Genomic DNA, 22,128 nt, shown 5'->3' with positions numbered 1-22,128 from the left:
CGTCATGCCTTTGACAGCTGGCAGTTCTACGCCGCTATAGCGATAAGTCTTCCGATCGAAGTAGTGTCACGGAAGAAAATTGGCAGACGTGCGAAAGACCATTATCACCAGCGATTGCATTGCAGCATGATTTCAATCACGTTACTCATGCAACTTAATCAATACAAGCGACTGCCGTGCGACGGCTTTGCCAAGTAGGCGATCATCATTGCTTGAATGGAGTTGCTCACCCAACTTTATCCAGCTTGAATCTGTCATAGACAGGTTCTTGTAGACGCAGCGGCAGCCGGCCCACGCAGCCAACAGCCGAGCGGCAAGCTTCAGCCTGAAGCTGCTACATGAACCGGAATCTGCTTGCAGCACGCGATTCAAATTCGGCATCATTCCATCCAGCCATCGCATTGGACCGGCATCGTCATCGGTGATGCAATGACTGCGAGGCCTGACGCACAGGCCCGCTGACATCACAGGAGACAAGCGTCATGGCATCACGTCGCACCGCGCTGCAAGCGCTGGCAGCCCTCGCCCTGGCGGCCGCCGGCAGCGTCCAGGCGCAGGCCTGGCCCAACCGGCCGCTCAAGATCGTCGTGCCCAATGCGGCGGGCGGGACCTCGGACATCATCGCGCGGCTCATCAGCAAGCCGCTCAGCGACGCGCTGGGCGTGCTGGTGATCGTGGAGAACCGCGGCGGCGCCGGCGGCAACATCGGTGCTGCTGCGGTAGCGCAGGCTACCGACGGGCACACCATCCTGCTGTGCGACGTGGGCGGCCTGGCCGCCGCGCCGCTGGTCTACAAGGACATGAGCTACGACGTGAGCCGCGACCTGCAGGGCGTGGCGATGCTGGCCTATGCGCCTCACCTGCTGGTCGTGCCCACGGCACTGCAAGCCTCCAGCCTGAAGGAGCTCGTGGCCCTGTCCAGGTCTTCGCGGCTCAACGTCGCGGTGCCGGGGTCGGGCACCCCGAATCACCTGGCCACCGTGCAGTTGGCCCAGCTCACCGGGCTGCGCTGGCAGTACGTGCCCTACAAGGGCGGCGCGCCGGCCGTGGCCGATACCATGGCCAACAACACGCAGGCAGTCCTGAACGGCATGCCGGCCACGCTGCCGCTGGTGAAGGCCGGCAAGCTCAAGGTCATCGGCGTGTCCAGGGCCGCCCGCTCGCCGCTGTTGCCCGACGCGCCCACGCTGGCCGAGCAGGGGGTGAGCGACTTCGTCTCCGGTACCTGGCAGGGCGTGACCGTGTCGTCCAAGCTGCCCAAGGAGCACGTGGCGCGGCTGAGCACCGAGCTCTCGCGCATCGTGCAGTCACCCGCCTTGCGCGCGCAGCTGACGGAAGCCGGCATGGAGGTTTCCGCCCTGGGAGCGCAGGACACCACCGACTTCATCGCCAAGGAGCGCACGCGCTGGGCCGAGGTCGTGAAGCAGGCCGGCGGCCAGATCGAGGGCGGGCAATGACGGCACCGCAATCAAAGGACACCGGGTGCGAACACGGCACGCGGCGGTACACCGCCGAGTCGCTCACCAGCTTCGGCCAATCCCTGTTCGAGGCCGCCGGCATGGAGCGGGACAAGGCCGCCGAGGTGGCACGGCTGCTGGTGCTCACCGACATGATGGGGCGGCGCACCCATGGGCTGGCCATGGCGCCGCTGTACCTGGCCGACATCACCAGGGGCGGCATGGCCCTGCGCGGCGAGCCCGAGGTGGTCGCTGACAGCGGCGCGGCTGTAGTTTGGGACGGCGGCTACCTGCCCGGGCTGTGGCTGATGAGCCGTGCCATTGACATGGGCGTGCAGCGCTCGGCTGAGCTGGGCGTGGTGACGGTGGCGATCCGCAAGAGCCACCACATCGGCTGCCTCGCGGCGCTGACCAAGCAGGCTGCGGACCGCGGCTGCGTGGCGGTTATCGCCAATTCCGAGCCCGCGGCGCGGCGCGTGGCGCCCTACGGCGGCACCGAGGCGCTGTTCACCCCGAATCCCTTCGCCGTCGGCTGGCCCGGCCCCGGGCATCCCGTGCTGGTGGACATGTGCGCTTCCATCACCACGACCTCCATGACACGCCAGAAGCACGCCGCGGGCGAGCAGTTTGAGCATCCCTGGCTGCTGGACGCACAGGGGCGGCCCACGCGCGACCCGGCGGTACTGGAGCATGCTGAACCGCGCGGCTCGCTGCAGCTCGTCGGCGGCCAGGAGTACGGGCACAAGGGCTTCGGACTGGCACTGATGATCGAGGCGCTGTCGCAGGGGCTCTCCGGCCACGGCCGACTGGACACGCCCAAGCGCTGGGGCGGCAACGTGTTCCTGCAGGTCATCGACCCGGCCTTCTTCGCCGGGCGCGAGGCTTTCGTCGCGCAGACCGACCACCTGTCGCAGCAGTGCAGGGCCAACCGCCCCATCGACGCGTCGCGGCCGGTGCGCATGCCCGGCGACCAGGCGGCGCGCCGAGAGCAACAGGCTCGCGCCCATGGCGTGGCCTATCCCTCCGCGACCTGGAATGCGCTCGCGGACTGGGCGCAGCGGCTGGATGTCGGCATGCCCCCGGTAGACTGAAGGCCCGATTTGCGCAGCCTTTGCGCGCCGTGCCCCTGCCGCGGGCGCCGCATGTTGCCCGCCATGTTCCAGTTCAGCCAGATCCGCTGCTTCGTTGCGCTTGCCACCGAGCTGCACTTCGGCCGCGCGGCACAGCGGCTGAACATGACCCAGCCGCCGCTGAGCCGGCAGCTGCAGCAGCTGGAGCACGCACTGGGCGTGCGGTTGCTGGAGCGCGGGCCGCACGTGGTGCGCCTCACGCCGGCGGGACAGGCCTTCCTGCCCGAGGCGCAGCGGCTGCTGGAAGTGGCGCAATCGGCCGCGCTGGCCGCGCGGCGCGCCGAGTCGGGCGAGGAAGGCAACATCGCGCTGGGCTACGTCGCCGGCGCCAGCTTCACCCTGCTGCCCCGCATCGTGGCAGCGGCAGCCGCGCAGCTGCCACGCGTGCAGATCGTGCTGCGCGACATGAGCTCATCGGAACAGCTCGAAGCGCTGCGCACCGGGCGCATCGACGTGGGCATCGTGCGGCCGCCGGTGGCCTTGCCGGACCTGGACAGCACCACGCTGCTACGGGAGCCGTTTGTCGTGGCCTTGCCCGCAGGACATGCGTTGGCCACGCGTCGGCGGCTGCAACTGCGGCACCTCGATGGGCAGCCCCTGGTCATGTACGAGCCAGGCCAGGGTGGGCGCATGTACGAGTTGCTGACCAGCGTGTTCCATGCCGCGGGAGTGACGCCACGCTATGTGCAGTACGTGCGCCAGACCTACTGCATGTTGGGGCTGGTCGCCAGCGGTATCGGGCTGGCGCTGCTGCAGCGCTCAGCCGGTTGCCTGTCGATGGAAGGCACCGTCATGCGCCCCATTGCCTTGCCCGCGCATGCGGTGTCGGAAATGTGCCTGGTCTGGCGGCGCAAGGATGTGGAAGAAAAACCGGTGGTCGCCCGGTTCACTGAACTGGTACGCGCTGCAAACGCCTGAACGGCAGCTCATGGCCGAGGCCATTCGGACCCGCGGCCCACGACTCGCAGCACCCTTACCTGCTCTGCTTCACCCATTGCGCAACCGCTTCAGCCAGCGCGCGCTCCCGCGCTGAAGCGTTGCAGCCAGCAGCCGGATCGGCGAGGTGCTGCTCCAGCGACCAGCCCTTGGGACGGCCGGCCTCCCACCAAGTTCTGGCAGCGGCGGCCAGTGCCAGCATCTGCGGCGACACCTCGCACGTGGTGTCGTTGCTGGCCTGGAATTCCGACCCGCTGGGTGGCTTGGCGCTTACTGGACCAGGACCGAACGCGTACTGCAACATCATCCCCACGGGGCTGGATCTGTTCATGGGCACCCTCCTTCAGAAACGCGTTCACAGCATCAATGTATCGCGCCCGCTGTACTGAACAGGCACAGCAACGTCCGTGTACTGCCGCCCTTGCCGCATCTCTGCAGCGCTTGGCACTGCAGCGCTCAAGGCCCAGCCCGCTCGTTCGCCTGGGGTGTCAAAAGGGCACGGCACTTGTCGCGTCAATAATCCCGGCTGTCACAACACCGTTCGTTCCGTTGAGGGAGTAACCCACGATGCCGACCAGGAAGACCGTTGCCACCAAGAAGGTGGCCGCAAAGAAGGCCACGCCCATTGCCAAGAAGGCGGCGTCGAAAGCCGTGCAGCCAGCGGCTGCCGCAGCCACGTTCCGCACGAAGATCGACTTGGCCAATCTCGCAGTAGGCGCCAAGACCATCAAGCAGCTCTCCCGCGCGGTGGCCAAGCTGGCGCAGACGCTGGCGAAGATGGACCAAAACGGCGCCGTGCGGCTGGAGCAGCCCGTGACGCCCAAGGGCGCGCACCTCGTCACGACCGACGCCAAGGCTGCCAAGCGCTTCGGCATGGAGGAAGGCCGTGCCCCGCGCGGCGCCAAGACGGCTGCGCCGGCGGCCAAGAAGGCCGCTGCTGCACCGGCTCCGGCGCCGGCGCCTGCGAAGAAGGCTGCCGCCAAGAAGGCCGCTGCGAAGAAGACGCGCACCCAGGCTGCGACGGCAGATGCTGCCCAGTCGGCCGAAGCGCTTGACGCCGCGACGCCCGCAGCGAAGAAGGCGCCCGCGAAGAAAGCTGCTGTCAAGAAGGCTCCGGCGAAGAAGGCTGCGGGCAAGCAGGCCGCGCGCAAGACAAGTGCTGCCAATGGCGGAAACGGTCCAGCACATGCTTTGGGCGGGGAATCCGCCGCCGCGCCTGAGGCACCGCCGGCCACGGACACGCCGGGCGCCGAGGCCACCGCGTCCTGACGGCTGCCTCAGCCTTGACCCACCCTGCCCGCTGCCCTGCCGGACTCGCGCCCTGGGGCAGGGATTTTCATGGCCCGGCCGCTCAAGTCCCGAGCGAAGAACGAACATCACGGCATGGCAACTTGGGGGGATGCCGTGAGAGAGCTGCGTGTGACGATTCCGCAAGGCGTCGAGTTCGCGGACCTGCGCTTGTCGCGTGATGTGGTCAATGGCCGCGTGCGCTTTTCCATGGCGCCCATCGCAGCGATCTGCGAGGCCAGTGCCCTGGACCTCGATGAGATGGTGGACGGGGCGGAGCCGCTCGTGGTGCTGCTGATTGCGGCTTGGTACCGGGCGCACCGCAGTGAAGGCGGCGCACCGGACCCGGTGCAGGAGGATCTGCTTGAAGAAAACCGCCTGGAGATGGAGCACGGCGGCGGCTTCTCGTACGCGCCGGGGCACGCCTGAAGGCGCGGCATGCCGGGCTCGGTGCTGATCCTGCCGCTTCACCAGCAGGAGCCCGAAGACTTCAGCCGCTGTACGCTGGCGACTCCTTGGGCTGATGAGGCTCCGACGCCAGCTCGGCGAACCGCAGCACGGCGTCGCTCCAGTCGCATTCGGCCTCGACCCGCTTGAGCGCATCGACTGAAGATTCGCCCAGGTTGTCGAACTTCGACTTCCTCACGACCCGGCCGCGCCTGAAAACCACCCTCAACAGCGACATCTCCCTCAGCTCCTGCAACTTGCGTCAACGCCACCCGAATTGACGCCGAATCCGATTACACAGCGTTGACGCGTCGCGTCGCGTCGCGTCGGCGACACGCCGCGGCAGTGCCCTTCAGCTGCGGAATCAGGCCGGTGGCTGTTGCTGCCCCTGGCCTTCGCGACTTGCCTCAGCGCGATCCCCAACAAGCCGGGCCCTCGCCTGCGCTTCCATCTCGCGCACCCGCTGCGCCAGATCGGGCGGCAGACAGACCTCCACACGCACCCAGTCCCTCGGGGCATCCTGGGCGGCAGCGAGCACCCGATCGACGATGGCGGTCAGGCGCGGCTCGACGGATGCAGCTGCCCGAGCGCGTACAGCGACGCCCGTGCCGTGACCTTGCCTCGAAAAACGTAGTTCTTGCTGACGGTCCAATCAGAGCAAGGAGGTACTGGATGAAATAGAAGCAGGCCCGCGCCAGGTACACGCTGGAGTCCAAGCTGGAGGCGGTCAGGCTGGTCCATGACGGGCAGTCGGTAGGCGTGACGGCGAAGGTCCTGGGGGTGCCCAAGGCGACTTTGAGCAACTGGGTGCGTGACGCGGCCAAAGGGACGCTGCAAGGCGCTGGCGACAAGGTCGTGACGCCCGAGCAGATGGAGATCGCGCGGCTGCGTGCCGCGCTTGCGCGCGTGAAGATGCAGCGCGACATCCTGGAAAAGGCGACGGCGTACTTCGCGAAGGCGCAGGGGTGAAGTACGCCTGGATAGAGCGTCAGGGCCAGCAATGGCCGCTGTCGCTGGCCTGCGAGGTGCTGCGCATGAGCGTCAGCGGGTACCTGGAACATCGACGCCGGCGCGACGCACGCAAGCCCAGCCGGCCGGGGTCGGGCAGGCTCAGCGACGAGATGCTGCTGGTGCACATGCGAGCCATCCATGCGGAGGTTCGTCAGGAGAACGGCTGGCCGCGGATGTGGAGGGAGTTGCTGGGGCGGGGTCACCGCGTGAGCAAGGAGCGTGTGCGCCGCCTCATGAGCCCGCACGGCATCCGGGCTCGCGGCAAGCGCAAGTTCGTCGTCACCACCGACAGTCGGCATAACTTGCCAATGGCACCGGACCTGCTGCAGCGCAACTTCAGCCCCGCGGCTCCCAACCAGGTCAGGAGCAGCGACATCACCTGCATCCCGACCGACGAAGGTTGGCTGTACTTGGCTGCCGTGCTGGACCTGCACAGCCGCCAGCTGGTGGGCTGGAGCATGAAACCCCACATGCAAACCAGCCTGGTCACGGACGCGCTGCGCATGGCCTGGTTCCGGCGCCAGCCCGAGCCCGGGCTCGTCTTCCACTCCGACAGGGGCAGTCAATACTGCAGTCACGAGTTCCAGAGAGTCTTGCGTGGCTATGGCATGCGTTCCTCGATGAGCCGCAAGGGAAACTGTTGGGATAACGCCCCGACGGAAAGCTTGTGGGGGCACCTCAAGGTTGGCAGACTGCACGGCCGCAAGTTCGCAACGCTGCGCCAGGCGATGGACGAGGTCGTTGCCTGGATGACCTTCCACAACCATCGCCGACTGCATTCCTCGCTGGGCTACCTGAGCCCCATGCAGTTCGAGCAACGCTGGCAGGCGGCACAGCACAAGAACGCCGCATAGAACGACGGCTAAGAACTGCGGGAAACAGGGGCAAGGTCACCCAGGACATGCCCCCGCGCAGGCAGCCGAGCCCGGCCGGGACCTATTTCCCCGGTGGACTGAGCATCGGCCTGATCGGCGACGACTACGCCGACGACAAGACGGTGAACTGGGCGCTGGTGCAGTGGGACATGACGCCGGTGATGCCTTGAACCGGGTTCGGTAGACAACGTGACCTGTAGCTTCGGCCACGGTGCACAGGCCTTAATGATGAGAAAGCTGCGCTTACCAATTTCTCGCCAGTGCTTTGAAAGGCAGGAGCTGTCCCACTGAAGCCGTGCGAGCACCCCTGACGCGCTATCGCTCGAACAACTTGGCCTGCGGCCGCGTGGAGACAAGATGGCCGCGCGCTGCCTTCTTCTGCGCGGCCAGCACGTGCTGACCGAACGCCAGGCGCAGCCGCTCGGTGGCACGCAGCTCGGCCTCCGTGACAGGACCCTTGGCACGCTGCATCTGGGCCTGCAGGGCACGAAACGGCGCGGTGCGCGCGAAGGACGCCAGCAGCCCCGCCTGCGTGGTGGCGTCGAGCATCAGATAGGCCGCGAATCCCTGCTCGCCGCCCTGCTCGTACTCGCGCTGCAGCCGCGTCGCGGCCGGATCGGCCACGGGCGTTGCTGTCTCGGCTGCGCCAGGCAGGGATGCCGCAGCAGCGCCTGGGGCCTGCTCCTGCGCGGGCACCGGTGCAGCGGGTGCCGGCAGCGCATCCTCCAGCTCGGCCGTCGGGATGGTCCAGCCCTCCTCTAGCGCTTTGAGCAGCAGCTTGCCCGGGGCATGCACCTTCTTGCCGCCCTTCCTCATGCGGTGGCGCACGAAGGCGACGGCCGCCTCGATGCGGTCCTGCGTGAAGTCCTGCGGCCGGCGCGCGATGTCCTCGATCTCGCGCGTGCCCAGGCCGAACTCGCCGCGCAGCGTGTTGTAGAGATCCTTGCGCGCCTCGGACTCGTGGAACAGCTGCATGCCGCGGCCCTCCTGCTCGCGGAAGACGAAGCGAACGTGCGTCACCTTCTTCGAGCCGGGCGAGGAGCGCGTCTCGTACTCCACGTGCAGGTCCGATAGCTCGTTGATCTGCGTCCTGGCGATCTCCAGCACGCGGCGCTTGAAGGCCTTGAATTCGTCGGCGTACTTGTCGCCGCTGGCACCGGCCCAGCGCCGTGCCTCGTCGACCGTGAGCCACTCCGTGGGCGAGCCCCGGAAAGCCACCGAGCGCAGCCGCTCGTACAGCGCGTGCGCGTACTGCGACGAGAACGCCGACGTGGTGCGCAGCGACAGGAAGGTGTAGCCGCGCTGGTCCCTTTGCAGCCGGCGGATGGCGGGGTGGAACTGGAAGTACACGCGCCCGCCGGTAACGGCCACCATGTTGACCAGCGAAATTGAGACGAAGTCCTTGACGTCGGCTCCCGGGCGCGAGCTCGCATGCTCGACTTCCACCAGCACGGTGGACTTCTGCGTCTCCCGCAGCGCCTCGCGCATGTGCTTGTAGTTGCGGCTGTCGTAGTTGAGCAGGAAGCGAAACAGCGCCAGGTCGCAGTCGAAGTCGGTGACATCGGGCGCGGCGCCCGAGGCCAGGAAATCCATGACGTTGAGGCTGCGGCGGCCGAGCAGGCTGAGCTCGCCCACGTCGATGAAGACGTTGTTCTTTTTGAACGTGAGGTCCTTGTCGGCATCGGCGATCGTCGCCGCGGTGCCCTTACGCCCGACGGTTTCCTGGAACAGCTCCAGCGCGTACTGCTCGCTGGTGGCGATGCGCTGGGGCGGCTTGGGCACGACGGTGGACTCTGTGGCGATGGATGCGCGAGGCGAGGTCGCAAGGCTAGGACCAAAGGTGACAGCCGTCAAATGTGCCGTCACCTTTGTGCATCACCGGAGCGGCCCTGCCGCGGCCGGTGTGCGCAACACAAATGCGTCACCTTGGCCGCGCCAGGGCACAAGAAAGTCACCTTGCCGTGCCCAGGACCAGCAAAGACGCGACGCGACAGGCACTTAGCACCGTTTGCACAAGGCCGTCACCTTGCACAAATCCGTCACCGCTACGGCACAAATCCGTACCCCTTTGTGCACAACAACGTCACCTTGCTCTGCACAAAGCCGTCACCTTTAGCACAACGGCGTCACCTTGCCGGGGTGGAAAGCACAAGCACGTCACCTTGCTGACAGCAAGTGCCTGTCACGCTTGCATTTTTCGCCTCTCTAATGCTTGCTGGTCTTTTAACTGCTTAAAGGCTTGCCAGCAGTGGCGGGGCAAGATTCAGGAATGCAAAAGCGAGTGTGCCGCCCGTGGCTTGACCGCTCAGTGCTAAGCCGTCTGGGCCGCCTGCAGCATGGCCTTCGCCCAGGAACGGGCAAAGGTGACTTCCTTGTGCTCAAACGACGCGGGAACGACGCCTCAGGAGACGAAGGTGACGTTTTTGTGCTGCAGCTCTGCTGCCGGTGCCGTGCCGAGTACCGCGCTTGCACTGATCCGGCACAAGAACGTCACCTTACTGCAGCATGGCGGGTGCCGACGACTGGCGCGACACAAGAACGTCACCTTGCCAAGGAAGCCCGCCAATAGACCTGCCGTAGCTGCACAACGCCGTCACCTTGGCACGGGGCTTCCACCTCGTAACGTGCCTGGAACCGTTTCCGGCATGCGACGCATTCATTCGTACGTTTTGCATTTTTCGGGCCGATCCGTACAAAATCCGCTGTTCACTACATGGATCGATATGCCAGACACAGCGGTTGCCGCTTCACCGGTCTTCGGCTTGCAAGCGTTGCGCGTGCTCACCGACAACGCCGCCCATCTCCTGAGCGACTTGCGCCAGCGCATGCTGGAGCCCAAGCCGCGCAAGGAGCCACCGGTTTTTCATGGCGGTCAGGTAGCCGCGCTGTGCGGCATCGACGTACGTCAGCAAAACTACCTGCGCGCGCACCGTGACTTGCCCCAGGGATTGCCTGCCGGTCCCGGCGGACGGCGCTCCTATACGCTCAGCGAGACGCGCGCCTGGATCAAGGCGCTGCTGGAAGTACCCAGGCGCCCCGCGGGCGCCGCAGCCTGCACCATTGCCACCGTCAACTTCAAGGGCGGCTCCGGCAAAACCACCACCACGATGCACTTGGCACAGAGTCTGTCGTTGCTGGGCCGCGACGTGCTGGTGCTCGACCTTGATCCCCAGGGCTCGGCCACCGCGCTGGCGGGCTGGCTACCGGGCACCGACGTCACGGAGAAGGACACGGCGCTGGCCATCTTCCGCCCGGAGCCCGACGCGCCCCGGGACCTGGGCTATGCCGTGCGGCCGAGCTACTGGGACGGCATCGACATCGTGCCGGCCACGCCCGACCTGTTCGCGGCCGAAGGCCTACTGCCGCAGATGGCGACGCAGGACAGCGTGTCGTGGTGGGCGCTGCTCTACGACGCGCTGCAACCACTGCGCGTGCGCTACGACTACATCCTCATCGACACCGCCCCGTCGTTGTCCTACATGGCCGTGAACGCCGCAATGGCGGCCGATGGGCTGTTGATGCCGCTGCCCGCCGAGAACCTGGACTACGCCAGCTCGGTGAGCTACTGGACGCTGCTGCAGGACCTGATGGTGACGCTGGGCGAGGGCTACGGCGTGCAGAAGGACTTCTCCTTCATGCGCGTGCTGCTTAACAAGGTCGATGCCACCAACATGGCCAGCGCCATGGTTCGCGAGCGCATCCTGCAGACCTACGGCCCCTACATCCTGCCGGTGGAGATCCCGCGCAGTCCCGTGACCTCCCTGGGCGGGCTGCAGTTCGGCACGCTGTACGACATGACGAAATACGAGGGCAGTGCCCGGACCTATGCCAAGTTGCGCGACGCCACCGACCATGTCGCGCGCCTAATCGACGCCCTGGCATTCTCGACCGTGTGGAGCACCGCAGCATGAGCTTCAAGCACCTGATGGCGCGCAAGGCGGCGTCCGAGGCCGCCAATCCCGTGACGCTGCCGCATGCCGCGGCCGCGCCAGCCGCCCATGCACCCGCCCCGGCACCGGCGGCCGTGCCTGCTCCCACTGCAGCGGCCGCGCCCGCGCACCAAGCCCGCACGGCACCGGGGGCAACGCTCATCCACGGCGCCAACCAGCGCGTGGAAGCGGCCCAGGCGCGCGTGCGCCAGCTCGAAGCCGAGCTGGCTGACCGGCCCCCACTGGAGCTGCCGCTGGAGGCGCTCGACAGCGTGCCGGGACGCCGGCGCCGACTCACGGCTGAGGAATACGCCGAGTTGCGCGAGAACCTGCGCCACAATCCCCTGGTGCATCCGGTCGTCGTGCGGCCGCGCGCGGGTGGGCGCTTCGAGATCGTCAGCGGCGAGAACCGGGTGGCGGTCTACCGGGAATTGGGTCGGACGACGATCCGCGTGTCGGTGCTGGAACTCGGCGACCGGGAAGTCGATCGTGCGGCGTTCTTCGCCAACCTGCTGGCGGCGCCGCTGCCTGACTTCGAGAAGTGGCGGGGTTTTGCTCGGGAAAAGGACAGCAGCGGCGCCACCCAGGCCGAGCTCGCACGCCTGGCCGGGGTACCGGAGGCCACGCTGTCCAAGCTGTTCGCCTTCGCGCGACTGCCCGCCGAGGTGCTGGCCCTGATCGAGCAGCGCCCTGAAAGCATCGGCGCCAATTGCGCCGAGGAGCTGGCCAAGGTCTGCACCACACCGGCCAGCGTCGTGCGCGCAGTCGAGGCGGTGCGCCTGGTCATGGAAGGCCGGCTGCAGCAGCGCCAGGCCGCGGCCCATGTGCGCTCGGCACCCCGCGCTCTCAAGCCGGCATCGAGCCCGGTACGCATCAACGCCGGTCGCTTCCGCTTTGCGGAACTCTCCGTGGGCGAGTCGGCAGTGCGCGTGAATTTCTCGGCCAAGGTCGACATGGCCCGCGTTCAGGCTCGCATGGAAGCGCTGCTCAAGGAGATGGCGGCGGAACTCGTGCAGGAGTCGACAAAAGCCGTGCAGGCCTGATCTCTAATAGAGATTCCTTTGAAATCAAAGACTTGGCGATTTTCGAGACTGGGGAACGCCGCGTCGTGTGGCCCGAGGGAGCGTCATCGCCTGGTTCGGATGCGTCACGGGATTCAATGAAGGCGACCACGCTGCCACGCAGCGGCGGCTTCAGGATGAAGGCAACACTCTGGTGAACGTCGCCACAGGGCGGCGTTTCTCCATGGGGCAGCTGGAAGTCGTGTCGCTTTGCGAGCTGCGGCGGCGCGCCGCGGTGTAGGCGCAGGGCCGGCTGCCGGCACTGGCCAACTGCGCGGCGACATCCGTACGCTGCATCTGGCGCTTGAGCAGCAAGGCGCGCTGATCCAGGTCGCCTTGCAGTTCAACCTGCTGGAAATGGCGGGCCCGGTGTCAGTCCAGAAGACGGCGTGAGCCGCTACGCCGGCGAACCTACCCAGGGGCCCGCCTGCACGATGGCCGCCGGCGCTGGCGCCGGCACGGTCTACTGCGACTACCTGGTGCCGCTGCGAGGCCGGCACGGGCAGACCGCCGAGCGCTAGATCGACAACCCTGGCCGACCTGTGTGCAGCGCTCGGCCACGGCGAGCACCCGCTGTGGACTTGGTGTCAAGCGACACCAGGAACTGACCCCGCGTGTTGCCTCACGAAGGAATGTTACCGGGCGCCTGGATGGCTTCTTGAACGGGGAAGTCAAGGGAATCGACGCCCCATCGACATTGATCGATCCATTGCCGGACTGCTTCAGCACGCCAGATCTCAAGTGCCCGTTGAACGGTTCGCAGGTGCTTCGAAGCAAAGGTTCCAGCAGGCGCAATGTCCAGGAGGCGCTGCAGTACATCCACTGCCGTAATGCCCGGCTGCACTGCGAGCCACTGGCGTATCTGCGCTTCATACTTGTCGAGCATGCGCGGTTGCTTGAGGACCGGTTTACGCCGGTTGTAGGCGTGCCGATGGATAGCCCGCTGCTCGCCCTTTCCATCCAAGTCCTTGGGGGTCAACACAGCGGCCGGCACCTGGCCTTGTTCAGAGATCGAGCCGTCCAGGCCACGGCGGTCCACCCGCCGACCCAGGTCGGCCTGAGCAGCTCGGATCTCAGCGAAGAGCAGAACCGGGTCGGCTGCAGCAAGCTGCCCCTGCAGAGTGTGCTTGGCTTCGCCGCTAACCGCCTCGTGCAGAAGCACCCGGTGCGCCGGTGGTACGGGCGGGTGGTACTGCTTGACGACTTGGGCGCCGACGCGCGTCTTGCTCCTGAGCTTGAAGGACGGCTGCACGAGATTCGTATGCAGCCGGGATGCCCGGTACAGCTTGGTCAGCATCTGCACGGACTCCAGCCCTTCAAAGCGCCCATAGCCGACCAGCCTCCGGACGATGGCTCCGTTCTTTTGCTCAACCCAGGCTTGATCGTTCTTCCGGTAAGCCCGTGCGCGAGTGACCTCCAGCCCTTGCCCGCGGCACCACCCCACGACGCGTTCGTTCATGAAGACGCTGTCGTTGTCGAAGTCCAGCCGAGCAATGGGAACGGGAACAGTTCGCGCGCCTTGGCAATGGCATCGATTACCAAAGCTCCATCACGGGTGAGCACCGGCACGCATTCGGTCCAGCCTGTGGCGATATCGGTCAGCACGAGCGTCTGAACGAAGCTGCCCGACAGGTGCGGTCCGCAGTGAGCGACGAAGTCCACCTCGACATAGCCGGGCACGGGGTCGTTCCAGTCGCCAAAGTTCCTGATTGGCACGGATCTGCGGATCGCAGAACTCTTGCCCGCGGCACGTCGCCTTCCCTTGGCGGCGGCCACTCGCACGGGTGCCAGAAGCCGGTCTATGGTGGCCGGGCTGACCTGCGCGAGTTGGGCCTTCAAGGCAGTATCGTCTTCAAGCTTGCCGTGCTGGATCAAGGCCGGCAGCAGCACCGGGATCATCACCTTGAGCCGCTTGGAGCACACGCGGTCCAACACCTCCCACAGAACACACAGTGCCTCGCGCACCGCGGCGCCGTACCGCGCCCGCGTCCGCCGCTTCTGGGGCTGCGCAGCAGGCCGGGACAGCAGCCGGATTGCATGCTTGCGGCGGTAGCCCGTGATGGCTACGAACTCGTCCAGGATCGTGCTGCGCTCCGCGATGGTGCTGGTTCGATACCGTGCGCCCACTGTCTCAATCAATTCCTTGCGTGTTGCCATGCTGACTCGCCACGTTCTGCTGCTCCGCCCGGACCTTCCGACCGGAGGCAAGTTACGTGAGGCAAGCAGGCGGACAGGATCTCGCCCGGTAGCAAACCGGGTGAGTCAATGCGGATCGGCCTGCGCGTCAACAAGCTCTGGCTCGTGCACAGGTGGATGCCCATGCTCGGCGCCATGCCGCGCATGATCAATGGGCTGCAACGCCATCCGCAGATGGGTTGCCTGCACGCCGAGAGCTGGCTCGGCGGCACCGCCATCATGGTGCAGTACTGGCGCGGCATCGAGCAGCTGCAGGCCTACGCCCACGACAGGACGGCAGCGCACTTGCCGGCTTGGCGCCGGTTCAACCGCGCCGTCGGCACGGACGGCTCGGTGGGCATCTGGAACGAGACCTATCTCGCCTCAGCCGCCAACTGCGAGAGCATCTACGTGAACATGCCGCCGTTCGGGCTGGGCAGGGCGGGGCGGCTGGTCGGAGCCAGCGGCTTCATGTAAACCGCGGTGTCCAGTATGGCGGGACGCCAGGGATCAGCTTCGACATCCAGGGAGTAGCGGCCAGCCACGCCCGGCATGAACGGAGAACCGCCTGCGAATGCCGGGACAAAAGCCGTCTACGAAACTTTGACCTTGTCCAAGTCCTTGTCACGCCTATTCCTTAAACCTGACCAACCAAGCAATGTGCCGATCGGAGGTAATTTGTTTTGCTGTTGATAATGGCAGTTATCAATAAATCAAGATCGATACGGTGGCCTCTCGTTACGATGTCCCAGCATGGTTGGCAGTGACGGTGGACGACACAAGGAGTACAGCGGCGTCACTGGCCCCCAGCGGCCGTTTCAGTGAGGCGCCCCCATGGATGACGTTGTTCAAGTCCAGGACAAGCAGCAACGCCTGGAACGCGCGCTGCGCACGCTCAGCGGTTGTAACCGCGCGTTGCTGCGGGCCACCGAGGAATCGGCGCTGCTGCACGAGATCTGCCGCGTGGTGGTCGATGAAGCCGGGTATTGCCTGGCACGCATCGGCCGGGCCGAGCATGACGCGGAGCAGACGATCACGACGCTGGCGCACGCCGGGCGCGGCCATCACGCCGCGGAGATCAACGCGCTGTGGTGGAGCGACACCGAGCGCGGCCGTAGCGCCACCGGCACGGCCATCCGCACCGGAGTGGAGTGCCTGGTCAACGACGTGCAGTCGCAGGCCTACCCCGCCATGTGGCGCGACTTCGCGCGCCGTCGCGGCCTCGGCTCGGTGCTGGCGCTGCCGCTGCGCATCGAGGGCGAGCTGTTCGGCGCCTTGAGCATCGGCGCCCCCGAGGTGGATGCGTTCGGCAGCCACGAGCGGCAGGTGTTGCGCGAGGTCGCGGACGACGTTGCCTTCGGCCTAGAGTTCCTGCGGCTGCGCCAACGGCGCGAGCAGGCCGAAGCCGAGGTGCTGCGCCTGAACCGGGCGCTGCGTGTGCGCGCGGCCGCCAACCGGGCGCTGACCCAGGCGCAGGACGAGACGGTGCTGCTGCAGGAACTGTGCCGCGTGGCGGTGGAGGGGTGCGGCTACCGGCTGGCGTGGGTGGGCTACATCGAAGCCGACGAGGCCCGGACGATGCGCCCCATGGCCCACGCCGGCTTCGAGGACGGCTTCCTGGCGCTGCGGCGCAGCCTGGCCGCCTCTAGGATCGGCCGCACCATGGCGGCGTGCCTGGACGCGCAGCGGCCGCTCGTCATGCACGACGTCACCCGCAACCCCGCCTACCCGTTTCGGGAGGAGGCGAGACGGCGCGGCTACGGCTCGCTCGTGACGCTGCCGCTGCGCGTCGAGGGCCAGCTCGTGGGGTCGGTGCAGATCCTGGCGGCGGAAACCGACGGCTTCGACGAGCAGGAGGTGCAACTGCTCATGGCCACGGTCGACGACCTTGGGTACGGGCTGGGGGCGCTACGCCACCGCCTCAAGGCGGCGGCGGCCGAGGAAACCATCCGGCGCATGGCTTACTTCGACGCCGTGACCGGGCTGCCCAACCGGACGCGCCTGTGCCAGCTGCTCGGCACGGCCATCGACGCGGCACGGGGCGAGCGGCGCGCGCTCGCCTTCGTGCGCATCGGCATGGCGCACCTGCAGGAACTCAATGCGACGCTGGGCGGCACCGAAGTCGACAAGCTGGTGCAGGCAGTGGCCCAGCGGCTGCAGCAGACGGTGGGCGATGCCGGCACGCTGGGCCGCCTGGCCGACGCCGAGTTCGCGGTGCTGCTGCCGCGCTGTGGCGCCGAGCCGGCCATGGCGCTGGCGCAGCGGCTGGTGGCGGCGCTCGACGATCCGGTCGACGTCGCGGGGGTGCTGCTCGACGCGCGCTCGAATGCCGGCATCAGCCTCTTTCCAGGCCATGGCAAGGACGCCGAGGCGCTGATGCGCCATGCCGGCATCGCTCTGGCGCAGGCACGCGCCTCGGGCAACCCGGTTATGCTTTTCAGGAGCGGATTCGACCGCGACTGCGCCCAGCGCCTAGAGCTCATGGGCGAGTTGCGCAAGGCCATCGAGCGCGACGAGCTGATGCTGTACTGCCAGCCCAAGCTCAAGATCGATTCCGCACAGGTCTGCGGCGCCGAGGCGCTTGTGCGCTGGCAGCATGCCCGCCTGGGACAGGTGAACCCGGGCGACTTCATCGCCCTGGCCGAGCAGACCGGCCTCATCACGCCGTTGACCTACTGGATGCTGGAGGCGGTGTTGCAGCACAGCTATGCCTGGCGCGAACAGGGTCATGCACTGCCCTTGTCGGTGAACCTGTCGGCCCGCGACCTGCACGACCCCAAGCTGCTCGGACGCATCGAGGGAGCACTGGCCACCTGGGGTGCCGAGCCGGACTGGATCGAATTCGAGCTCACCGAAAGCGCACTGATGCTCGACCCGTCGGCCGCACTGGAGAAGCTGCACCAGCTCAAGCGGCTGGACTTGCGCATCGCCATCGATGACTACGGCACCGGATATTCCTCGCTGGCCTACCTGCAACGCCTGCCGGTGGACGCCCTCAAGATCGACCAGACGTTCATCAAGAGAATGAGGCGCGACAGCGACTCGGCGGCGATCGTGCACTCCACGATCGACCTGGCGCACAGCCTGCGCCTGCTCGTCATTGCCGAAGGCGTGGAGGACGATGAAACCTTCAACGATCTCGCCGCCATGGCCTGCGACCAGGCGCAGGGCTATTGCATCAGCCGGCCGCTGCCGGCCGACCAGTTCCAGGGATGGTGCGTGGGCCGGGCTTGACGGCGCCGCAGCTTGCTCAAGAACGGGATCAGCGGCCTTCAGAAGGCGTGCCGCATCCCGAGCATGACCCCCGTCTGCAACTGGCCGGTCACCTGCGTGCTGAGGCATTGCATGCGCTCTATCGGATGAACATCACGCAGGCCACGCTGTTTCCGGATCTTGAGGGCCTGGCGCGGTCGATTGTGAATGAACTCGAAGAAGCTTGGCCGCTGCGAGGATCTGCTGCAGGCATGAATGCCCGTGATCCGTGATGGGCCATGCCGATCGGCGCGTGCTCAAAGAAGCGGCTGCTCGTCCCGGCTCGCATGAGTGTTGATGCCAATCCAGGCTGAAGCATTCACTCCTCGGCCACTGAGGCACACGGCATGGACCATGGGTGTCGAAAGTCTGCCGACCTGCGGCACCGCCTCGCTGGCCTCGTCTTCGCACTGAAGACGAGCCGGGGCGGGCCGCCATCCCCGGGCTGTCATGCTCAGCGCCCGCCCTTGAGCGTGGTGTAGCTGGTGATGAGGTTGCGGTAATCGGGAATGTGGTTGGAGAACAGCGTGCCGAGCCCCTCCACGTCGTTGCGCCAGTCGCGGTGGAGCTCGCAGGCCGCGCCGAACCAAGTCATGAGCTGAGCGCCGGCCTCGCTCATGCGGCGCCACGCCGCATCGCGGGTCATCTGGTTGAAGGTGCCTGAGGCGTCGGTGATGACGAACACCGCGTAGCCTTCGGCGAGTGCCGACAGTACCGGGAACGCCACGCAGACCTCGGTCACGACGCCGGCGATGATCAGCTGCTTCCTGCCCGTGGCGTTGACGGCGTTGAGGAAGTCGGCGTTGTCCCAGGCGTTGATCTGGTCCGGTCGCGGATGAAGGGCGCGTCGGGGAACAGGGCCTTCAGCTTAGGCACCAGCGGGCCGTTGGGGCTGTCCTCGAAGCTGGTGGTCAGGATGGTGGGCAGCTTGAAATGCTTGGCCAGATCGGCCAGCGCCAGCACGTTGTTCTTGGACCGGTCGGGCTCGATGTCACGCACCAGCGACAGCAGGCCTGACTGGTAGTCCACCAGCAGCACGGCGGCGTTGTCCCTGTCCAGACGCTGGTAAGGCTTGTAGCTCGTGAGATCTCCTTGCGCCGTCGGGCGCCGTTCGTCGAGGCTGTCACCTGCAGGACGTCGTCTTTGATACCCCGGCCGATGGCAGTGATCAAACACGACTTCCAGGAAGCTCCGCCGTAGGACCGCATGAGGCCTGCGTACCGTCGGCAATGTCTGACGTCGTGATCGTGCTTCAACACGGCCCGGCCGATGGGGCGAGGCGACGCCCGCTCGCAGCGCGGCACGGCCGCAGGTTGCCCGAACTGCGGCGGGCCGAATCGGCGGCTGTGCTCCTCGCCGATTCATGCCGCTGATAGATCCCATTTCGCTTCTTGAGTGGTTCGAGGAGGAGGCTCTTCCTAAGCTGGTCTTCACCGAAGGCCCGTCGGGCCCGGCCGGATTTCGAACCACCCAAGGAGACCTGTCATGCAAGTGCTGCTTCGCGGCCTTCACCGCCGCATGGCCGTGGCCGTCGCGGCCACGGCCGCCGCCACTGCCTTTCCGGCGACGGCGCAACAGACCATCAACCTGACTATCGGCGCCAGCCACCCCACGGTGGTGCCCTGGGTCGGGCTGATGCAGTCCTACTTCCAGCCCGAGGTCAACAAGCGCCTGGCCGAGGCGGGCAACCGCTACCGCATCGCCTGGCGCGAGGGCTATGGCGGCGTGCTCTACAAGCCCAACGCCACGCTCAGCTCGCTCGGACAGGGCGTGGTGGACGTGGGCTGGGTCTTCGCCGCCACCGAAGGCGCCAGGCTGCCGCTGTCGCAGGTGTCGAGCTACGCGCCGGCGCTCACCGGCGATCCGCGCCAGGTGATCGACATCTTCAATCGCCTGGTGCCGTCCACGCCGGCGCTCAAGGCCGAGTGGGAACGCAACAACGCCGTGTTCCTGGCGGCGACGGCCGCCGACACGCTGGACCTCTACACCACCTTCCCCGTCAACGGCCTCGCGGACCTCAAGGGCAAGAAATTCGCCGCCTCCGGCGCCGTGGCGCTGATGGCCGGCGGCGCGGGCATCGTGCCGGTCAACAGCGCACTGCCCAGCTACTACAACGACGTCAAGACGGGCGTGGTCAGTGGCGTCATCACCATCGCCTCCGGCGCGATCGGCATCAAGCTGCACGAGGTCACGCCCTACATCACGCAGGTGGACCTGGGCTCCTTCCTCTCCGGCGCACTGGCGGTCAACAAGGACAGCTGGAACCGCCTGCCGGCCGAGGTAAGGTCCGTGATGCAGGCCGTGGCGCGGGACTACAGCCGTCGCCTGGGAGAGCTGATGCTCGACAGCCGCAAGGCCGCCCTGCAGGTCATGGTGGAGCGCGGCAAGTCCCAGAACCCGCCGGTTCGCATCAGCGCGCTGCCGGCTGCCGAACGCGAGGCCTGGATCAGGGCGTTGCCCGCACTGGGTCGGGACTGGGCCAAAGGCCTGGACGCCAAAGGCCAACCCGGCACGCAGGTGCTGACGGCCTACATGCAGGCCGTGCGCCAGCTCGGCGTCGCGCCTCTGCGCGAGTGGGACAAGTGACGAACCGCCAGCGACTTTGGAGAACCGCCATGTCCCACGGAGCTGATCTTCACGACAACACGCAGGCCGGCGCGCGCACCGCGCCCTCAAGCCTCTTCGGCTGGGCCGTCGATGGCTTGGCCAGCCTGGGTTCGCTGCTCATCGCGGCGATGATGCTGCTGGTGTGTGCGGACGTTGCGTCGCGCAACCTGTTCGACGGTCCGATCACCGGCGTCACCGAGCTGGTGGCACTGTCCATCGTCGCCATCGTGTTCCTGCAGCTGGCCAGCGCGCTGCGCCACGGCCGTCTCAGCCGCGCCGAGATCTTCATCGACGGCTTTCGTCGGCGCCACCCTCGCGCCGGCGCGCTGCTGCAGGCCGTGCTGCTGGCCTGCGGCGCGGCCTTCTGTGGCGTGGTCTTCATGGCCACGCTGGAGCCCTTCGCCCAGGCCTGGACGGAGAACGACTTCATCGGCGTCGAGGGCGTCTTCACCGCGCCGACCTGGCCGGTGCTGCTGGTCTCGCTGATCGGCTCGGCCGCCACGCTGGTGCAGTTCCTGCTGCTGGCCGTGGCCGAACTGCGCCAGGCCTTCGGCGCCAAGCGCTCTTCCGTCGCCTACGGAGCCTGATCATGAGCGGCATCGAGATCGGAATGTTTTCCGTGCTGGTGCTGCTGGGCGCCGTCGTCGCAGGCATGCACATCGCCATCGCGCTGGGCCTGACCTCCTTCGCCGGCATCCTGCTGCTCAAGGACGGCGGCCTGGCTGCGCGCATGGTCGCCGCAGCAGCCAACGATGCGCTGCAGGACCACACTTACGGCGTGGTCCCGCTGTTCGTGCTGATGGGGCTGCTGGTCAGCGTCTCGGGCGTCGGGCGGGAAACCTTCGACGTGTTCGAGTGGCTGTTCCGGCGCATCCGAGGCGGCCTGGGCGTGGCCACGGTGGGGGCCAACGCCGCCTTTGCGGCCATCACGGGCGTCTCCATCGCCTCGGCCGCCGTCTTCACCAAGGTGGCGGTGCCGGAGATGGTGCGCCACGGCTACGCGCCGCGCTTCGCCGTGGGTGTCGTGGCCGGCAGCTCGGTGCTGGGCATGCTGATCCCGCCCAGCCTGCTGATGATCATCTACGGCGTGCTGGCGGAGGAGTCGGTCGGGCGCATGTTCCTGGCCGGCGTCATTCCCGGCGCACTGCTGGCGCTGCTGTTCGGCGGCCTGATCATCGGCATGGCCTGGCTCGCTCCTGGGCGGATGTTCGCCGCGCCTGACGCTGCGAAGGTGCTGGCGGCCACCCTGGCCGAGCCGGTGTCCTCGGTGTTGAAGAAAGGCGTGCCCATTCTCGGCCTGATCGTGCTGGTGCTGGGCGGCCTGTACGGCGGCCTGTTCACCACCACCGAGGCCGGCGCGGTGGGTGCGGCTGGCGCTCTGGCCATCGCGCTGGCCAAGCGGCGGCTGGGCGGCGGCAACCTCTGGCGCGTGCTGGTGGAGACCGGCCATGTGACGGTCTCCATCCTGTTCCTGATTCTGGCCGCCGCGCTCTACAGCCGCATGCTCGCGCTCAGCGGCCTGCCGGCGGGCATTGCCGACTTCATCACGCAACTGGACCTGGGCTTCTACGGCTTCCTGGTGCTGTACCTGGCGATCGTGCTGCTGCTGGGCTGCCTGATCGACTCGGTGTCGATCATGCTGATCCTGCTGCCCATCGTGCTGCCGGTGGCCTCGGCGCTGGGCATGGACCTGATCTGGTTCGGCATCGTCACCATCGTGGCGGTGGAGATCGGCCTGCTGACGCCGCCCTTCGGCATCTCGGTGTACACGGTGAAGTCCACGCTGGACGATCGCCGCATCACCACGCGCGACGTGTTCGCCGGCACCGCGCCCTTCGTGCTGGCCATGGCGGCGCTGCTGGGCCTGCTGATCGCCTTTCCGGCGCTGAGCACCTGGCTGGCGCGGATGTGAGCATGCTCCTGTGTCTGCACAGGCGGGCGGCGGCCGTTGGGCCGGCCGC

The 22,128-nt window shown here is 67.0% G+C and carries 23 protein-coding genes and 1 pseudogene; 16 read left to right on the top strand and 8 right to left on the bottom strand.

Annotation, left to right across the window (positions count from 1 at the left end):
• Positions 1–482 precede the first annotated feature (482 nt).
• The 3 genes from FJ694_RS11370 to FJ694_RS11360 all read left to right on the top strand — a co-directional run bounded on the left by FJ694_RS11370 (position 483) and on the right by FJ694_RS11360 (position 3,505).
• Positions 483–1,457 carry a Bug family tripartite tricarboxylate transporter substrate binding protein gene (locus FJ694_RS11370; RefSeq protein ID WP_157267187.1) on the top strand — a complete coding sequence of 325 codons (975 nt, stop codon included), beginning with the start codon at positions 483–485 and terminating at the stop codon, positions 1,455–1,457.
• The gene (locus FJ694_RS11365) at positions 1,454–2,548 is read left to right on the top strand and encodes an Ldh family oxidoreductase (protein ID WP_157267184.1); all 1,095 of its coding nucleotides are present in this window, start codon (positions 1,454–1,456) and stop codon (positions 2,546–2,548) included. Before FJ694_RS11370 ends, FJ694_RS11365 begins: the two co-directional genes overlap by 4 nt.
• Before the next feature lie 63 nt (positions 2,549–2,611).
• Positions 2,612–3,505, top strand: a complete 894-nt coding sequence (locus FJ694_RS11360) for a LysR family transcriptional regulator (protein ID WP_198320798.1) — start codon at positions 2,612–2,614, stop codon at positions 3,503–3,505.
• Positions 3,506–3,560: 55 nt separating this feature from the next.
• Here the strand turns inward: FJ694_RS11360 and FJ694_RS11355 are convergent, their stop codons facing one another.
• Positions 3,561–3,854: a hypothetical protein gene (locus tag FJ694_RS11355; protein ID WP_157267177.1), complete on the bottom strand. Its 294-nt coding sequence runs from the start codon at positions 3,852–3,854 to the stop codon at positions 3,561–3,563.
• Between the two features lie 157 nt (positions 3,855–4,011).
• Positions 4,012–4,227 carry a hypothetical protein gene (locus FJ694_RS11350; protein WP_157267174.1) on the bottom strand — a complete coding sequence of 72 codons (216 nt, stop codon included), beginning with the start codon at positions 4,225–4,227 and terminating at the stop codon, positions 4,012–4,014.
• 43 nt (positions 4,228–4,270) lie between these two features.
• On the opposite strand from FJ694_RS11350, the gene FJ694_RS36680 reads away from it, so the two are divergent.
• Both FJ694_RS36680 and FJ694_RS11340 read left to right on the top strand, forming a co-directional pair.
• The gene (locus FJ694_RS36680; RefSeq protein WP_198320797.1) at positions 4,271–4,792 is read left to right on the top strand and encodes a hypothetical protein; all 522 of its coding nucleotides are present in this window, start codon (positions 4,271–4,273) and stop codon (positions 4,790–4,792) included.
• Between the two features lie 69 nt (positions 4,793–4,861).
• Positions 4,862–5,239, top strand: a complete 378-nt coding sequence (locus FJ694_RS11340) for a hypothetical protein (RefSeq protein WP_157267171.1) — start codon at positions 4,862–4,864, stop codon at positions 5,237–5,239.
• A gap of 61 nt (positions 5,240–5,300) precedes the next feature.
• Here FJ694_RS11340 and FJ694_RS11335 read toward each other — a convergent pair whose 3' ends face one another.
• A complete protein-coding gene (locus FJ694_RS11335; protein WP_157267168.1) occupies positions 5,301–5,495 on the bottom strand; it encodes a hypothetical protein in 195 nt (64 codons plus the stop codon).
• Positions 5,496–5,621: 126 nt separating this feature from the next.
• The gene (locus tag FJ694_RS37925; protein ID WP_157267165.1) at positions 5,622–5,909 is read right to left on the bottom strand and encodes a TrfB-related DNA-binding protein; all 288 of its coding nucleotides are present in this window, start codon (positions 5,907–5,909) and stop codon (positions 5,622–5,624) included.
• A gap of 53 nt (positions 5,910–5,962) precedes the next feature.
• On the opposite strand from FJ694_RS37925, the gene FJ694_RS11325 reads away from it, so the two are divergent.
• Together FJ694_RS11325 and FJ694_RS11320 are read left to right on the top strand one after the other, a co-directional pair.
• Positions 5,963–7,122 (top strand): IS3 family transposase gene (locus tag FJ694_RS11325; RefSeq protein WP_232539992.1). Its coding sequence is split into 2 segments (ribosomal slippage): positions 5,963–6,197 and positions 6,197–7,122, totalling 1,161 coding nucleotides; the frame shifts between segments, so codons are not numbered across the junction.
• A 47-nt stretch (positions 7,123–7,169) separates the two neighbouring features.
• Positions 7,170–7,313, top strand: a complete 144-nt coding sequence (locus tag FJ694_RS11320) for a hypothetical protein (RefSeq protein ID WP_157267162.1) — start codon at positions 7,170–7,172, stop codon at positions 7,311–7,313.
• A 145-nt stretch (positions 7,314–7,458) separates the two neighbouring features.
• On the opposite strand, the gene FJ694_RS11315 is transcribed toward FJ694_RS11320, so the two are convergent.
• Complete coding sequence (locus FJ694_RS11315) at positions 7,459–8,925, bottom strand: replication initiation protein (RefSeq protein ID WP_157267159.1); 1,467 nt, start codon at positions 8,923–8,925, stop codon at positions 7,459–7,461.
• A gap of 995 nt (positions 8,926–9,920) precedes the next feature.
• Between FJ694_RS11315 and FJ694_RS11310 the strand changes: the two genes are divergently transcribed.
• The 3 genes from FJ694_RS11310 to FJ694_RS37590 all read left to right on the top strand — a co-directional run bounded on the left by FJ694_RS11310 (position 9,921) and on the right by FJ694_RS37590 (position 12,654).
• Positions 9,921–11,054 (top strand): ParA family protein, encoded by a 1,134-nt coding sequence (locus FJ694_RS11310; RefSeq protein WP_157267156.1) that lies wholly within the window; start codon positions 9,921–9,923, stop codon positions 11,052–11,054.
• The gene (locus FJ694_RS11305) at positions 11,051–12,115 is read left to right on the top strand and encodes a ParB/RepB/Spo0J family partition protein (protein ID WP_157267153.1); all 1,065 of its coding nucleotides are present in this window, start codon (positions 11,051–11,053) and stop codon (positions 12,113–12,115) included. The genes FJ694_RS11310 and FJ694_RS11305 overlap by 4 nt, the downstream gene beginning before the upstream one ends.
• A gap of 407 nt (positions 12,116–12,522) precedes the next feature.
• Positions 12,523–12,654: a hypothetical protein gene (locus tag FJ694_RS37590; RefSeq protein WP_259373161.1), complete on the top strand. Its 132-nt coding sequence runs from the start codon at positions 12,523–12,525 to the stop codon at positions 12,652–12,654.
• A gap of 101 nt (positions 12,655–12,755) precedes the next feature.
• Here FJ694_RS37590 and FJ694_RS11300 read toward each other — a convergent pair whose 3' ends face one another.
• Together FJ694_RS11300 and FJ694_RS11295 are read right to left on the bottom strand one after the other, a co-directional pair.
• Positions 12,756–13,592: a hypothetical protein gene (locus tag FJ694_RS11300; RefSeq protein ID WP_157267150.1), complete on the bottom strand. Its 837-nt coding sequence runs from the start codon at positions 13,590–13,592 to the stop codon at positions 12,756–12,758.
• The gene (locus tag FJ694_RS11295) at positions 13,589–14,290 is read right to left on the bottom strand and encodes a hypothetical protein (RefSeq protein ID WP_157267147.1); all 702 of its coding nucleotides are present in this window, start codon (positions 14,288–14,290) and stop codon (positions 13,589–13,591) included. Before FJ694_RS11295 ends, FJ694_RS11300 begins: the two co-directional genes overlap by 4 nt.
• A 108-nt stretch (positions 14,291–14,398) precedes the next feature.
• Between FJ694_RS11295 and FJ694_RS11290 the strand changes: the two genes are divergently transcribed.
• The 3 genes from FJ694_RS11290 (at position 14,399) to FJ694_RS11280 (ending at position 17,793) form a co-directional block, all read left to right on the top strand.
• Entirely contained in the window at positions 14,399–14,785 is a 387-nt protein-coding gene (locus tag FJ694_RS11290; RefSeq protein ID WP_157267144.1) for a DUF4188 domain-containing protein, read from the top strand.
• A gap of 357 nt (positions 14,786–15,142) precedes the next feature.
• Entirely contained in the window at positions 15,143–17,542 is a 2,400-nt protein-coding gene (locus FJ694_RS11285; protein WP_157267141.1) for a bifunctional diguanylate cyclase/phosphodiesterase, read from the top strand.
• Positions 17,539–17,793, top strand: coding sequence for a hypothetical protein (locus FJ694_RS11280; RefSeq protein WP_157267139.1), 255 nt, complete (start codon positions 17,539–17,541; stop codon positions 17,791–17,793). The genes FJ694_RS11285 and FJ694_RS11280 overlap by 4 nt, the downstream gene beginning before the upstream one ends.
• Before the next feature lie 221 nt (positions 17,794–18,014).
• Here FJ694_RS11280 and ycaC read toward each other — a convergent pair.
• Positions 18,015–18,619, bottom strand: a pseudogene (ycaC, locus tag FJ694_RS11275) (isochorismate family cysteine hydrolase YcaC).
• A 426-nt stretch (positions 18,620–19,045) separates the two neighbouring features.
• On the opposite strand from ycaC, the gene FJ694_RS11270 reads away from it, so the two are divergent.
• Genes FJ694_RS11270 through FJ694_RS11260 form a run of 3 tightly spaced genes read left to right on the top strand, consistent with a single transcriptional unit; the run spans position 19,046 to position 22,079 of the window.
• Positions 19,046–20,146 carry a C4-dicarboxylate TRAP transporter substrate-binding protein gene (locus tag FJ694_RS11270; protein WP_157267135.1) on the top strand — a complete coding sequence of 367 codons (1,101 nt, stop codon included), beginning with the start codon at positions 19,046–19,048 and terminating at the stop codon, positions 20,144–20,146.
• A 29-nt stretch (positions 20,147–20,175) separates the two neighbouring features.
• A complete protein-coding gene (locus FJ694_RS11265; protein ID WP_157267132.1) occupies positions 20,176–20,754 on the top strand; it encodes a TRAP transporter small permease subunit in 579 nt (192 codons plus the stop codon).
• Positions 20,755–20,756: 2 nt separating this feature from the next.
• Positions 20,757–22,079: a TRAP transporter large permease gene (locus FJ694_RS11260; RefSeq protein WP_157267129.1), complete on the top strand. Its 1,323-nt coding sequence runs from the start codon at positions 20,757–20,759 to the stop codon at positions 22,077–22,079.
• Positions 22,080–22,128 lie beyond the last annotated feature (49 nt).

The organism is Azohydromonas aeria, from assembly GCF_009760915.1.
GTDB lineage: Bacteria > Pseudomonadota > Gammaproteobacteria > Burkholderiales > Burkholderiaceae_C > Azohydromonas > Azohydromonas aeria.
The sequence above is the reverse complement of the archived record's forward strand: the minus strand, read 5'-3'. Positions and strand labels throughout refer to the sequence as shown.